This window comes from Aquimarina callyspongiae (genome assembly GCF_034322225.1).
Classification (GTDB): domain Bacteria; phylum Bacteroidota; class Bacteroidia; order Flavobacteriales; family Flavobacteriaceae; genus Aquimarina.
On sequence record NZ_JAXLPA010000003.1, the window covers coordinates 632,012 to 648,483 of the forward strand.

The following is a 16,472-nucleotide window of genomic DNA, read 5'->3' on the forward strand; positions in this document are numbered from 1 at the left end:
TTAAAAACAAAAGAAGTACACCTCTCATCATCCATACAAACATAACACCAAAAAAACAGTATAACGCAATAAAAATTATAAGCGTTGGTATTGGGTTGATAAATACCAGTATCCTGAATCTAAGAGGGATTTACATCAGTGATAAGGAGTCATTAAAAATTATTAAGACAATACATTTCTGGACACAAGATCTTAAAGCTAAAAATACTAATGCATAAAAAATCCTGTTACAGAAATGTAACTGGTTCTTAGCATTTATTTTTCATTCTTACCTATCAATCTTTGCTGGTACTAGTTACAAACTAACACTAACGCATACTATAACTGAGCGAGGTAGTATGACCGCATTTACCTTCTAATCTTTGACGCCATTAGAGACACTCTAGCGATAGCCTTTAGGTTAGCTTCATAATTATTTATGTTTAAATTTTAAAAAGAACAGAGTGAACTTTCGGCGCGAGCTAGCTTTCATAAGAACCATCTCTAGTTAGCGCGAGCATCTCGCTCGTACCGTTCTGACTATATCAATCTCAATAAAAATCCATCATTATCTATTTCTAAAATAGTATGATCATCTTGATAGTTTCGGGCACTGCTGTATTTCCAATCAATTGGATTGGTAACAAAACCGGATTCTACGGGGTTATTATGAATATAATCGACTTTTTGTTGAATAACTTTATCTGTCCATAATTCTATTGGTTTATTATGTTGTTGCCACAACTGTCTATGGGTTATATTGCTATTCTTTTTGCCTGCTTTTTCCATCATTCATAACAACCATTCTTTTCTGCTCTCTTGAGGGTTTTCTTCTATAGTTTTTAGAAGCTTCTTTGAAGTATACCCTTTAAAATCACGAATTAATCCCGAAGGGTCCTCATTACCATCACGAAACATTAAATGCACATGACTTGGCATGAAACAATATGCATAGATTTCCATTCCTTTATGTTTTCTGCAATATTCCATACTTTCTGCTAATATGGATAGGTATATCTCTCTTGTAAAAACATCTATCCAATATACAGTAGCAAAACTTATGAAGTAGATCCATTCTTTATTATGAAACTTATATTTTCTACTCATTTTACCAAAATAAAGAAAAGCTACGATATTACTATCATAGCTTTTACCATTCTTACGGTTATCCCTAATGAATACTTTTCACTCATACTGTCACGAGCTAGACGCTCGCGCTAACGGGGGGAAAGCTAGTATTATAATAAAAATTATAGCCTTAAAATAAAAAATATTCTTTCTTTCATAAGTAAAATATCTTTTTCCGATAAGCTTATAGGCTACTATAGTCATTAACATTACCACTGTCAATGATAGCAATTCCAAAAGGTAAATCTTATCATTACTATCCAAAAACTCAATGGGTACATTCGTGAAAAGCACATACGTTAACCCATTGAGAATCGAATAATATATTATTGTTAATCCAATTACCTTAAAAATAGAATTTATTTGATCTCTTGACAACAAATTAACCTTTGATTTTTTTCTTTTTTAGATTAATAGACTTTTTTCTTTTATTAACAGAATTAGGGTTCTTAATAATACTTTGTCTTTTCTTTATTTCTGCATTCTTTTTATCGATCTCTTTTGACAAACTATCTATAGAATTATTATTTAGATCAATCAATTTACCGTCCTTATAAACTTTTGCTTCTCTTCTTGCTTGGGTTATTAACCCTCCTAAAATAGCTCCTTTATCTGGGTCACCCATATCACCCTTAATACCTACTTTATTTGTAAGATCTATATGCTGTTGCGTGGTTTCTTTCGATATTAGAATTGAGTCATTGTCCCTGTTTAATTTATCAATAGATGCATTATCTTCAGAAATGCTTTTCTCGGCATTTTCAATACCTTCTTTATTGATATCTATGATTGTTTTTTGCTCAGGAATAGCCACTACATCTCCTTCATCAACAGCAGATTTTTCAACACCATCATTAGTATCTATATAAGTCCCCATAGTACCCAAAGAAGAGCTTTCATTAGGAGTATTAGCCATTATTTCTTTTGCTCTCTCAAAAGAAATTCCAGCATCCTTTGCTAATGTCGAAGCACTATCGCCAGCTTCCGCAGTATAAGTTCCATCACCATTATTTATCCAAAAAGGAGCCATTCCATCAGGATCAATAAAACTGATTGGATTATCAAATGCGTAATTATAAGGTGAGTGCCTTCTCATTTCATCAGCAAGAGGATCGATATTCATCCAACGTCCAATAGAAGCATCGTAATTTCTAGCTCCAAAATCAATCCATTCTAGCCCAAGCTCATCATTCTCCTCTTTGCCATTATATCCATAGTTATGTTTTCTACCCGTAATGGTGTTATTATATCCTTTATGTTGTAGTCCGAAAGGATAATAATTTTTCTCTTCTAAGATTTCGTGGTAGTTATCTCCATCACCATCTACATCTATGTTATTTCTAAGAACGTCTATTTGACCATCTTCATCATTATCACTATAACTAAGCTTGATGTTTCCTAAATGATCTTTGTATTGATAGATATATTTATAATTTGTAACTCTACCATCTTGACTTGGCTCTACATAACCCTCTGGATGATTAAAGAACTGGAGTCGGTCATTCTCATAAATATAATTACCTGCATATTCGGTTTCTATTAATGAACTTCCCTCTGTTGCGGTTTTCTTAAGTTTCGCTCCAGTGGCGTCATAAATATATTGAATATTTCCGGTATGTGCTGTATTATTAATAGTTACTGCTTCGGGCAAATTAAGGTGGTTATAGGTAATACCCGTGATTCCTTTGTTTTGATCCAGGATCATGTTTCCATTAGAATCATACACATAATCAGTCCCTGTCGTTGCATTTTTGGTAAACCCAAAAGGTTGGGGTATGGTTTCTGCTACAGCTTTTAGTTTATTACCCCCATTGTAATAGGTATAGGCCAGGTTATCCATCACTCCAAAACTGGTAGCTGCTTCATTCAGGTGTCCTCCACGCCGTAAGGTCAGGATATTCCCCATCTTATCGTAAGTAACATTACTCAGGTTATACCTGTTGTCATTACTGGTTGCCCCTGTGATCCGGTTTAGGGCGTCATAGCTATAGGTATAATGTCTTAACTGGTTGTCATTGGCAGTTTTCCAGGATGTTTCACTTATATTACCATTATACAATGCAATAGAGTTTTGCATTTCCATTTCATTATAGTTGATCTTAAAACTAAATAAATCATTTTGGAGATCCTTGACATCATTAATCCCTTTTAACCAACCTCTGATATTATAAGTATAATCCACCTTTTGCAAGCCACCACCAACGATTTTGGCTTCTAATTGCCCTAGCTTGTCATAGGTGTTCGCCACAACCACTTCTGGTGCCTGAGTATTGATCTTTTGAGACTGATCCAACAACCTACCCACATGATCATAAGTAAAGGTATCTATGGTTATGATCGGAGCTTTATTATCCTTGATATGTGTAGTTTTAGTTTCTAAAACTCTTCCAGTAAAGTCCAGTTTACTTTCTACAATATCTGTAGTATTTAGATATTCATTTTTACTAGCTACATAGATAGCTCTTCCTTTTTCATCATAATAGGTCACTGTAGTAATCCAGTCATTGGTTCCTAATACATTTACTTTGGAACCTGTAGCCAGGGATTTGGTTTGGTCAGATATGGCCACTCCATACACCGTTCCTGGAGAAATCAAATCAGCTATGTCAAAATTATAGGTGTCATAATAATTGATCGTATATATCTTTTGCATACTTGTTGGGTATGCAGCTTTGCTATAATACACAGGAGTTCCTGCAATCGTATTCGGGCTTACTTCTTTAGACTCATATTGCTCGTAGGTTGAAGAATGAGTCCTGCTCTGCATTACTTTTCGATTACTACTGTTAATAATCAACCCGGTATATGTTACTCTTCCTAAGACATCATATTTTGTAAATAGCCATTGATCCCAGGATTTCCCAGAATTTTCTTTTCTCAGATTGGCATCTTGAGTCAGTATCGGTTGATCTAATTTATTGTATACAATATACTCCCACCCTTTTCCTGGTATCTTTTTTTCGATCAGGCGATTTCTATAATCATATCGATATTGGTAGCACAATTCATCAAGTTCTATTGCACTGATTCCATCACTAACAATCACTTTAGGAGGTAGCACATAAGTAAGATTCCCAAAACTATCATATACATAATAGGTATCATGCGCATCTCCTTCATTATATGTTCTTTTAAGAATTACCCTCCCCGATTTATCTTTGTACTCTTCAGTAGTATGGTTGTTGCCACTGGTAGTTATCCAGTTTTCATCTTTGGTGATGGTGACATACAATTCTCCTGTTTGATAAGTGCCCGTTTTTACCAATGATGGTATTTCTGTATTACTTGGATTTGAGAAATCTACTCTGAAATCTATAATTGCGTCTTCGGTTTTATTTGTTTTCCAATCAAATTTGATGGTATGATCGGTATCACTCAATGGATCCGCTTTCCAGGCTTTACCTGGTGCTCCTTGTTCCAATACTCTACCTAAAGGCGAAGCTTCTAATATACTTTCAGAATAGGCGTTAACATCCCCTATTGTAGCCGCATCAATTCCTGAAAAATCTTCTGGGTATTTGTTCAGGTAATAGCTATTAATATCTGTATTAACATCCACATTCTTATAGCTTCCCAAAGTTCCATAGGATGCATATGGCAGGTATTCTTTTGTCTGCCTGCCATATCCGTCATATTCGATATGAGTGACAATATCTCTGGGTTTATCATCGGTAATCAACTCTGTAATAGAAGCGGTCGAGCCCTTTAATGCTGTTATTTTCGGATCCCAGTAATAGGCAAAAGAATTGGTAGCACTTCCATCATAATAAAAATCCCTCAATCTGGTAGAAACAGTGGTGCTTTTCCATTTAAAATCGGTTCCTCCAATTATCTTATTACCATTGGCATCATAAACTCCGCTAAAGGTTGGGTTGTTTCCTGTGTAATTATGTGGATAGATCAATCCCACCAGTAAATACCAGGTATCAGCCTCTGGTAATTCGTGGTGCAGGAAATAAGGATTTCCTGCATTTGTTCCATTGACAAAATTCACATCCCAAATGCCGTGATATGCTGATCCCGAAGTAGGCCCTGTACGTTTGATCCATACCTGGTATACATATGCTGTACTATGATCAACCGCAAAATGATCTGAGTTCCATCCTGCATTGGTCTGTACTCCCTCATTATTTCCGCAACGCCAGAGTAAGGACTGTTCTCCAAAAGGATTGGGACCAAACTCTCGTTTATTATCCTGGGTTCTGCCGGCATTATTAAATAATGGGGTAGAGCCCGTTCCTACTGTCCAATCTCCTGTTAAGTCCAGAATATTGTTATTTACCAATCCACCAGCTCTTAAAGCAATATTTTGCTTGGGTTTTCCTAATCCATCAAAATAGGTAACTCCTTCAATAACATCACTATTGTGTTGTATCTGGGCAGGAGTACTTATTTCAGTCTGATAGCTCCTTGTAAAAACATAATTTTCATTACTTAAAGTAATATCTTGATAAGGCTCTCCTTTGCATCCATTAATATTACCGGCTATGGTAATACATTGATCTGCATTGTTGGCTACATAACTTGTAGGTTGTAAACATTGTGTTATGATATCGTTAGCATCTCCAAATCCATCGCCATCAACATCTGCATACCATTTGGTATTAGGATGTAGGGCAGCATTTTGGTCATCACAATCAGTCAATGGCAATACAACTTGAGTATACCCATTACCGGGACTGTTACATTGCATAACTGAAGTACCTGCATATCCATCTCCATCCACATCTTTATACCAGGTAGGTATAGGGGTAATACTATAGGATATGGTTATGGAGGTACTCCAACATCCGGTAGTATTGTTTCTGGCTCTTAAGTAATAAGAACTTCCTGTCGTTCTCGTTACAGAAATATCAGAACTGGATGTACTTGTGCCTGTGTCACTACTTTGCCAATACCAGGTAATTCCTGATGGTGGATTGCTTCGTGTAAGCACACTATTCCCACAATTGTTAACCACTGTAGCAGTTGCAGGAACAGCTGGTATCAGATTTACAGTATAGGATACGCTTGTAGCTGTGCCCCAGCATCCTGTACTGTTATTTCTTCCTCTCAGATAATAGGAACTACCACTTGTTTGAGTAATAGATACAGAAGCATCTGTAGTACTGGTTCCAGAGGAACTACTCTGCCAATACCAGGTAGTTCCTGATGGTGGCGTACTTCTTGTCAATATACTGTTTCCGCAATTATTGGTTACAGTAGGAACAGGAGGCGTATCCGGAAGCGTCTTGATCGCATAAGACACGCTTCTGGCAGCACTCCAACATCCGGTTGTATTGTTTCTTGCCCTTAGGTAATGAGTATTACCACTGGTAAGCGTAATAGATGAAAAACCACTAGCCATTGAAGTATCTGTTCCTGATGCTGTGTTTTGCCAATACCAGGTGATCCCTGATGGCGCACTACTTCTTGTCAACACACTACTTCCGCAGTTGTTGGTTACTGAAGGAACAGAAGGTGTAGCGGGTACCTCTATAATTGTATAGGATATACTCCTGGCTGCACTCCAGCATCCGCTACTGTTATTTCTGGCTCTTAGGTAATAGGTGGATCCACTGCTACGGGTTATTGATGATCCCGAGTTTGAGGTACTGGTACCTGTGGCACTGCTCTGCCAATACCAGGTGATCCCTGATGGTGCATTACCTTTTGTAAGTACACTGCTACCACAATTATTAGCGACAGATGGTGTAGATGGTACTCCAGGTACTGTATTGATTGTATAAGATACTGTTCTCGCTGCACTCCAGCATCCGCTATTATTGTTTCTAGCTCTAAGATAATAGGTAGTCCCACTGGTTCTTGTTACTGAATTTCCTGAATTTGAGGTACTGGTTCCATTAGCACTACCCTGCCAATACCAAGTGACATTTAAAGGTGGGGTCCCTTGGGTAAGAACACTATTACCACAATTATTGACTACTGAAGCGGTAGGTACAACAGGAGTAAGCTCATCCACTTGTCCGTTGCAGTTGTTATCCAGTCCATCCAGATTACAGGGCTCTACACCTCCTGGGTTGACATTGGGGTTACTATCATCACAATCCCCGACTTTATTGGTATATCCTGCAGGTTGAGAGCAAGAGCTTTGGGTAATCCCCACTACTCCATAATCATCTCCATCCGCATCCCGATACCAGGTACGCACTTCATATACTGTGGCATCATTATCATTACAGTCATCATTGCTACTGACATACCCCGAAGGCTGATCGCAGGAGCTTTGAGTTGTACCACTACTTCCGTGACCATCTCCATCAGCATCCCTATACCAAACACGAATGACAGTAGCACTGGCATTGTTATCATTACAATCAATTCTATCGGCATTTGCTGTAATATACCCTGATGGACGACTAGGCTCACACCTCCATATAGCAGGATTTCCATATCCATCTCCATCAGCATCTTGCCAATACCGAGTATAACTGGGATCGACATCATCACAACTAGTATCTACAATCAGACCACCACCGCCAAATTGTGCCATCCCGAATACCGGTATGCACAGTATTATATATAATATATATTTTTTCATCTTAGTTGCTTAGTTTTTGTAGTTGTATTTATTTTCTGAAACCAGGTTTCCATCTTCATCCTTTACGAATTCCAGACGATTAAAATCATCATATTCATAAGACATCTTATACCCCTTGGGATCGGTAACACTGGTGACACCAATCATCGGGTCATAAGTATAACTGGTAACGAATGCTTCTGCGAAGTAGGAATGGTTTCTTAAGTCATCACATAGCCCCCTAAGCGCAGTTTCTTCTACAGAAGTATTTTCTGAATTAGAGGTATTTTGGATCTGGGTGATGAGATCCTGAACGGCTACTGGCATCCCTGTATAGGTAGCATTATCGATTTTGGCTACTGGGTATTGCCCTTGATATCCCCAAATATAGATGGTATGACTACCATCAGGTTGCGAGATCTCCAGAGGGTTTCCCTCGTTGTCATAACTATGGTACACAATACGGTCTTCCAGAGTAGCATTTCCCTTAGCATATTGTACAAATTCTGGTAATAGTATTCCATCCCCCCAATCTTTGACAATGGTTTTTCTGGTGGCAATCTTTTGTCCATCCAGATAGGATTCTGATTGTAGCACTTCTGTAAGACGATTGGCTCCAATCAATAATTGATTGTTATCATCTTTTGGATAATAATATCGTATTTCTTGTGCTAACTGATTACTCCTGGTTGTGGTACTACTCCTCAATAAATAATCTACTTCTGGAGCATATGTCATTTGATTCATGCGGACAATGGTGGTATCACCTAATCGTTCTGTGGAACGTACTTCGATAGTATTTCCGATTTTTCCTTGCATCAGGTTTCGCTTCAGGACTAATGTCGAGAGCTCGAACCTGCTTATACAATTTGCTCCAGGTTCATTACATATTGGTGGCGGTGCAGGGGCTGGCCCTGAATTTCCTGGAAGCACAACTCCTCCAGCGCCACCTGATCCTAATTGTCCACCACTCCATAAAGGTTCCAGATACTCATAGGTATACTTATTAAGAGTTGCATCACGGTAGATCCGGATATATTTAACACTGTTACTTTCATTATGACCCAATGATAATCCTAATGCAGAAAAATACAATGGATCCTCATAAGTGGTTTCTGTTTTAGAAAGAATAGTACCTGAGTTGTCTACTACGGTTTGCTCCTTTTCTTTTCCAACTTTATAATCTGGGATATAGCTATTGGTATAGGGACGCTTATTATAAGTTACAATTCCATCACTTCCCACGTTAAAAAGATGTTTGGTATAGCCATTTTCCGTTAGAGAATTGGTGATATTTTGCTCCTGTACACTGACACTCCCATACACTATATGAGGTTGGTTACTGGAAGCTCCTGAGAGTCGATGCAAGGTGGTTGTGGTCACATTATCCACACCATCCGAAACAGTTTTAGAAACGGTATAGACAAGGGTAGGATTGAATATGACAGTTCCTGGCACATAACTATAATGTTTGGCAGAAGCTTTCTGCCCTTCTGAAGTATAATCGGTAATATTCTTGATTCGCAATCCTGGAACTATAAATTCATCTCCTTGTTGGGAGGTGTTATGAGTTTCTTCTCTATAAATACGTACGGAAGAAGATTCTCCTGGAGTCGAATTCACCAAGGTAAGCTGATAACCTCCGGGTTCCAGGGTAATGAATCTATTATCCGCAGATCCATAATTGCTCCATAATGGATTACCGATAATAGTTGCTGTATTCTGATCTACAATCTGATCGTAAGGAATAGGCGTATTACTATAGAACATATGATCTTCTGGTAATGCTGATGCATCGTGTTTAATCAAATACGCTTCAGTATTTCCCCTGGCAGCATATGCTAATTCGTATACGATCTGATTGGGGTCTGTAATTTTAAATAAGGTATGTTGTATTTTTGGCGGCTGGCTTCCGTGTACATCGTGGCAAGCAGAACCACAGACATCGCTATTACTTTGATCAGTTCCTCCACTTATGCTCAATGCTCCATAGGTATAATCTTGGGTAACCTCGGTGTTGGTCGATGGGGTTTTGGATAAGTGGGGTTCATATTCAAAAAGACTATGCCCTCCTGTTGGATAGGTAATCCTGGTTAAGATGCCCTTTTTAGCATTTGAGAAAACAGGACTACGGTCTGCTCCACTATATGTATCTCCATTACCAGTATACCGAGGGTATAATACACTATTGTTTGCCCCATTATAATACCCCATATAATCTTGTGAAAATGAAATTTTAGACGGTACTGCTAATGGTTCCTCATAAGTAAGCACATACTTTTGAGAATCAGTATCAATTCTATTAGTAATGGCAATTTCGTCAAGCTTAAGGCGGATAGCATTTATATCACTTGTAACTGGATTTGCAGTTTCAGGGATACCAAAATAACTATGGGTAAATTTGATTTTTTTTAAATATTGATTATTTGTATTACAAGGTTCATCTATACAAGGAGTATGGATTCGCAACTCTTCTAAAGCACTAGGCACACTTATAGCAATATCATAACGATTTTTAAGAACTGTAGATATGATCGTCTGTCCATTGTGGTTCACACTACTCAAAAATTGTTGGTTCAATTTAGTAACTGGTTGAAAGGTTGATCCCGGAGCATTGCTATAAGTACTTCCATTTGGATTGTTTTGTAAAACGTTGGTTACATGACTTACCGGAGAGGAGCTAAAGGGTTGGTTCCAATACCCTGTAGCTACATAATTAAAAGTATACACGTCTTTTAGGTTCGGCGATTCTATTTTGGTCAATAACCAGGAGGATACATATTCTTTTAAAATCCCTCCTGCAGAAGCAGCATCATTACCCTGAACATCAGTAGTTTCTTTGGTTTCAAAATAGTATTTGGTGCCTGTATCGTTGGTGATCGTCCAACTCTGTATGGCTCCAGATCTGGTATAAGTAATTTTAGTTCTTGGATTTTTTAGACTTCGAGCCTCCATAGTAGTCAGGTCGATAACCACCATCTCATTAAGTCCTGGCGCACTCACCGTAAAATAATCTTGTTCTATATCTTTTCGGTTATCACTGACATTTTCTAAAAAAGTAAAGTAATCCATTACTTCCTGCTCAGTATCAAAATAACGTTCTTCTGCACCATATTGTAACATTTTAGTACGAACCTCGGGTGTAAAGATGGTTTGGTAATCTGAGGAGATATAATCGTCAGGCATACCATTAGTAATTCTTGTTACCCTACCACCTATAGTAAGACTCCAACTTAATCCTACCCAAGTAGCTTGTTGTTCTACTTTTATTCCTTGTGCATCATAACTCAATTGCACAGGAAGATTAAATTCTTTACCTAGATGTTGGTATAGAGGAATACTGATTTGCGGAGTACCTGTGTATAAACTTACCGGGGTGTTTCCATGTTTGGTTAATGCCGCGGCTTCTGGCGAAGTGGCTGCTTTGCCAATTCTGGAAAGCTCTCCTCCATAGTCAATAGCTAAACTAGTGCTCCCGTCGTCCTGTGCTGTCATAATGAAGCTTAACAACACGGTTGATACTACTAAAATAATACGTTTCATATTTGAAGTAAAAAGAATAAACTTTGTTAAACAAATACAAACGTAGTGTTAATAAGACACCAGGAAACACATAAAGTTTTTAGCGTCGGTATTTAGCTGATGAGCGTAATTATTATAAACTTAAGAGAGATATTTTATCAATTCTGATAACTTGGATTTGTTTCTGACAGAAACAACTATTTTTTCGTTATTAGCCAATACAATGGCTTCCTTTTTATAAATGGATCGGATATGTTTGATATTAATAAGCACAAATCTATTGGCTCTAAAAAAACCTCGTTCAATTAGCAGTTTTTCATAATATTTTAATGGTTTCGATGCTAAATATCTCACTTTCCCTGTGGTTAAGAAATGTGTATAATTACCATCTGCTTCGCATTTTACAATATCATTAAGATCAATAGCTATATGTTCGTTTCCAACCTGAACCAACAACCTTGATTCATTAATAAATTCCATGAGCAACTTATACTTCTGCTGAGTAAATAATCGGTTTTTTAAATCCAGATAACGTGTAACAACTTTTTTTAATTTATCGACCTCCAAAGGTTTTGTAAGAAAGTGAAAAGCATAATATGATATTGCTTTTTCTAAATAGTTATTATGTGCGGTGGTAAAAATTATTTCGAAATCATAATTTTCGATTTTATCAAGAATCTGAAAAGCATTACCATCTACCAATTCTATATCCATAAATACCAATTCTGGTTTAGCACAATTCAAAAGTTCAATAGAATCTTGTACATTATCTGAATTACCAATAACTTCTATTTCTTTAAAATTTTTTATAAGTACGTTAGATAAATTCTCGAATGCTTCCTTTTCATCTTCTATAACAACTACAGAAACCAATTTTTCCGTATAAATTTTAACCATAATGGGCTCGTTCTTTTTTATAAAAGACCAAGATAATTAATTTTACTATTATTGTTGCTTATACTAAGCTGTTGAGATGATCAAAACAAAAGAAGTTATACTGCTATTTCTTATTATTATATCTTATAATATCATAGCACAAGAAAAGATTTATACTCAGAAAGAAATAGATACTTTTAAAATATTACCAACAAACAGGGAGAATATTCTTACTTACCGAAAGATGTTAGAATCGGATAAAAACCTATTAGGCTGGACTTACTATTATTCTAAGATGAGTGTTTTACATCTAGGAGAAAACAAATTAGATTCTTGTTACTTTTATGCAAATAAAGCCATCGAATCCTATGCGTTATCTGATCAAAAACGTGCTAAGGATGAAAAACAACTAACCCGAGCTTACTATAATGGTGGGCGCGCTTTGCGATTATATTATAAAAACTATAATAAGTCATTGGATTATATGATGAATTCCTTAGCTCTTATCACTAAATATCCTCGATTTTCAAAATATCTGCGAGGTTATATCTTAAAAGATATAGCCAATATTCATCTTCAAATGGGTGATGACAGAATGGCTTTAAAATATTTGCTTAAGACATCAAAAGACACTAACTACTTAAAAAACCCATTAAATTATAGTCCTTTATATAATGGTATTGGTGAAATGTTCTTGGAGCAAAAAAAACCAGACTCCGCAATCTATTTTTACCATAAAGCACTATTGGACACCATTAAATCAAGAAGAGTAACGGCTCATAACAATTTAGGAGATTTGTATATAAAACAAGATAAAATAGATTCTGTTTTATATCACTATGATATTTCTAAGAAATTAGCTGATTTATACGACAATAAGGTTTCAATCACTTCAAAATATAACTCTAAAGTCAATTATAGTTATATTCTGAATCACCAAAAGAAGTATAAGGAAAGTATTGATAACCTGAAATCCGTATTGGATAGTATAAATGCTTTTGGAAAATTCAATAAAGTAGATAAAGATCTAAAAATAAAGGCAATGGATCGCCTTATCGAAACTTATAAAATATACAATCAGCCAGAAAATGCTTTAGTCGTCTCTCTCAATAAAAGTCAATTTTTAGAACAATTTTACCAACAAGTATTAGATGAGAAACTTAGAGATCTCACCATAGCTTACGAAGTAAGAGAGAAAGATAAATCTATTCAGCAATTAGAATTAACAAATAAAGAGCAGAATATCATTCTCCGACAGCGTAACATTATTACTGCTGTTTTAGGCATTTTATTATTATCCATTCTAGGAATGGGGTTCCTGTTTTTTAGACAACGAAAACTTAAAAACAAGTATGAAACTGCAAATTTAGAACAACGTTTGTTACGTTCTCAATTAAATCCACATTTCGTATTTAACGCATTGAATACAGTAAGTATCCTTGCAGGCAAAAACTCTGAAAACACTATCCCCTATATCGCAAAACTAGCAAGCTTGATCAGATTAATACTTAAGAATTCTAGAGAGGAGTTTGTTTTATTAGAAGATGAGTTAAAATCAATAGAAGATTACCTGGAATTACAATCCAATTTTTCTCAAAAATTCAATTACAAAATTAATATTGACAATTCAATAGATCAAGAAATAACTTGTATCCCACCCATGTTTATTCAACCTTTTATAGAAAATGCCATAGAACACGGCTTAAAAGGTATTGAGAATGGAATTATCAGTATTGATATCGCAATTAACACTACAGATAAATTGATTAATTGTAGAATTTTGGATAACGGAATAGGAATATCTAAAGCTTCAAAATTTGTAAGTGATCCAATTCAAAAACATGGCTCTTTTTCTGGAAAAATACTAAAAGAAAGATTGCATATTTATTCTAAATCCCTTAACAAAAAGGCCAAGTATACTATTAAAGATGTTTCTAATGGAAGTGGAACAGAAGTAAATATACTACTACCATATGTACTAGAATGATGTAATCCGTAAGCGTAATAATCATCCTTTAATTTTACATTACAGAAACCATACTTTTTTTAAAATTTGCTCCTTCATTCTAAAAGGTTAAAATAAAAAACACGTTAATAGTACAATAAATCATTCTAAACAAAGAAGCTTATATAAAAGCTTTGACTAGTTGGTTTTAAAAATATCAAAAACCGCTTAAATGCATTAGAAGGAAAAATATTTGTTGATTCTACTCCTGGAAGAGGAACGGTTATCGATATTGAAATTCCTGTGTTAACCCCTGTTTCTTCATAAATCAAACACATTATTATAGCTTTTAAAGCTTAGTGTCCAGAAATTGAATTTTTATTATAAAAAAACAAGAGTTCCTGATTTGGAACTCTTGTATACAATAAGCTTTACAATAAGCAATTACCCATAAAACATCTTACCGGACACCATCTGTTAGTAGTATGTGCATTTCCTCCTGCACACCAGTAAAGGTTTTGTTGCCCATTAATTTGTTTTAGTTCTTCTCTGCTTAGAGCTTTTCCAACGTTTAACAATGATTTTTTCATATGCCAAAAATTATGAATTGTTATTAATACGGACAACACATACCGTTTTCAACTTTACCATAGCATCGAGCTCCTGGAAAACCACCAGCTCCTGTTGGCTCATATGAACACTCCCTCCCATTAGACCAACCTCCATCTGCTACGTCTAAAACATAATCTGAAGAACAACCACAAGTTCCAAAACTTGCAGACATTCCTCCGTTAATTTGTTGTTGTTCGTTTCTGTTTAAAGCTCGTCCTAAATTTAACAACGATTTTTTCATAAGTAATAATTTAAAAATTGATTAAGCCCTTGAACATTTTATGACACTCAAGGTTTGTGTCAGCTCCCTTGTATCCCAAACTTGATTTGTTATCCATATGTATTCCTGCGTATTAGATCAAATTTTACAGGCCCACATAGTATTAATGCAAGAATCAAAAAACATAACAGATGTTTTTTGATTTTTTTCAAATTCTTTTTGATTAATTTTATGCCTTTTGACACAGAAAGCGATAGAAGTTGTTTATAATTAACAGGATCGAAGTATCATCAAGATGTTTAAAAGAAATTATTTTCTTATATGAATAAAAACAAGCTGGAAAAGATTATTAAACAGGCAATTGAAGGAAATGAATTGCCTTTTGACCGTTTTCTTAAAGATCTTTTTAAGCAATTAAAACCAAAACTTTTATCTCTAACTCAATCACCGCAAGAAGTTGAAGATATTTTTATAGCTTCTATGCAAAAGTTTTGGGAACGATTTGTTGTCAATCAGGAAAAATTACCCGAAAATAGTATCGGTTATATTTTTGTAATGTGCAAAAACAATTGGCTCATCTCAAAGCGTCATCCCTGGAATTCTGTGGTATTAAAAGAAGCTATCTCTGAAGATCATAAATTTAATGATCAAAATAATACGAATATTGATAATTCTATCGAAAATCTAGAAGTCGAATGGACACAAAAAAGAGCCTTATCCGAAGCGTTGGATAGTTTATCTGAAAAATGCAAAACCCTCATGGAATCCGAAATTAATCCCGAAATAAAATTAAAAGATTTACAACAACAATTAGAATTCCAAAATTACCAAGCTTTAGCACAAGCAAAATATAATTGCAAAAAAAGACTTATTAAAAAGGTCTATGAGATATTTGATCAATTAACGGTAAATAAGAAACATTAGGATGAAAGAGATAAAGGATAAAGACATACTGCTTATTACGAGGTATTTTGACTTAGATCTTTCTGAAAAAGAAATGAAAGAGTTTGATCAAAAACTACAACATGATTCTATTTTTGCTTCTAAAGTAAATAAATACCAAAACAGTATTGATTTAGTAAACAAAAGCTATCGTAATACAGACCAGGAGGCACGCAACAAAAAATGGAAAGAACTTATTACCGAAACTCAAACTTCTAACAATACAGTTTACTGGAAATGGATTGCAGGTATTGCCGCTACTATTGTACTACTAGTTTCTTTTTGGTATTTCCAGCCTTCTTTACAAAAAAATGATCTTGACGAATTAACAAAACAAGCCTGGAATAAAAAAGTAGGTTTTAGTGATTACAGCGTAAGAAACAATACAGACATTAATCCAAAACAAATAGTGACCAATGCTTTTAAAGCGTACGAAAAAAAAGATTATCAGTCTGCTCTAGAAATATTAGAAAAATATGTCCCACCTCAGTCATATTATGAAGATGCATTATTGATACGAGCACTATCTATCTACAAAATGGGCAAACCGAAAGAGGCAATACAATTGTTAAATTCTTTAGTAAACTATCCTACAGGTCGGTTATCAAAAGAAGCACAATGGTATAAAGGCTTAATTTATTTGGATTTAAATGATATTGAGTCTGCCAAAAAACACCTTGAATTACCCAATAACAATAACTCAGAAATACAATTAAAAGAATGATTTA

At 35.4% G+C, this 16,472-nt stretch carries 8 protein-coding genes and 1 pseudogene; 3 read left to right on the forward strand and 6 right to left on the reverse strand.

The annotated features are described in order from the left end of the window. Positions 1-519: 519 nt before the first annotated feature. From U0D62_RS15005 to U0D62_RS15020, 4 genes and pseudogenes are all read right to left on the reverse strand, one after another. Positions 520-1,086, reverse strand: a pseudogene (locus tag U0D62_RS15005) (REP-associated tyrosine transposase). Positions 1,087-1,489: 403 nt separating this feature from the next. Beyond that, a complete protein-coding gene (locus U0D62_RS15010) occupies positions 1,490-7,648 on the reverse strand; it encodes a DUF6443 domain-containing protein (RefSeq protein ID WP_322288123.1) in 6,159 nt (2,052 codons plus the stop codon). Positions 7,649-7,657: 9 nt separating this feature from the next. Beyond that, complete coding sequence (locus U0D62_RS15015) at positions 7,658-11,170, reverse strand: RHS repeat domain-containing protein (RefSeq protein ID WP_322288124.1); 3,513 nt, start codon at positions 11,168-11,170, stop codon at positions 7,658-7,660. Positions 11,171-11,290: 120 nt separating this feature from the next. Next, on the reverse strand, positions 11,291-12,046 hold the full coding sequence (locus tag U0D62_RS15020) for a LytR/AlgR family response regulator transcription factor (protein WP_322288125.1): 756 nt from the start codon (positions 12,044-12,046) through the stop codon (positions 11,291-11,293). 76 nt (positions 12,047-12,122) lie between these two features. Here U0D62_RS15020 and U0D62_RS15025 point away from each other — a divergent pair, with 76 nt between their 5' ends. Beyond that, entirely contained in the window at positions 12,123-14,012 is a 1,890-nt protein-coding gene (locus U0D62_RS15025) for a tetratricopeptide repeat-containing sensor histidine kinase (RefSeq protein ID WP_322288126.1), read from the forward strand. Between the two features lie 389 nt (positions 14,013-14,401). Here the strand turns inward: U0D62_RS15025 and U0D62_RS15030 are convergent, their stop codons facing one another. Then, positions 14,402-14,560 (reverse strand): hypothetical protein, encoded by a 159-nt coding sequence (locus U0D62_RS15030; RefSeq protein WP_322288127.1) that lies wholly within the window; start codon positions 14,558-14,560, stop codon positions 14,402-14,404. A gap of 23 nt (positions 14,561-14,583) precedes the next feature. After that, positions 14,584-14,823, reverse strand: a complete 240-nt coding sequence (locus U0D62_RS15035; RefSeq protein ID WP_322288128.1) for a hypothetical protein — start codon at positions 14,821-14,823, stop codon at positions 14,584-14,586. A 300-nt stretch (positions 14,824-15,123) separates the two neighbouring features. Here U0D62_RS15035 and U0D62_RS15040 point away from each other — a divergent pair, with 300 nt between their 5' ends. Next, positions 15,124-15,726: an RNA polymerase sigma factor gene (locus tag U0D62_RS15040; RefSeq protein WP_322288129.1), complete on the forward strand. Its 603-nt coding sequence runs from the start codon at positions 15,124-15,126 to the stop codon at positions 15,724-15,726. Position 15,727: 1 nt separating this feature from the next. Further along, positions 15,728-16,468, forward strand: coding sequence for a tetratricopeptide repeat protein (locus U0D62_RS15045; RefSeq protein ID WP_322288130.1), 741 nt, complete (start codon positions 15,728-15,730; stop codon positions 16,466-16,468). The last annotated feature ends 4 nt before the right edge of the window (positions 16,469-16,472 follow it).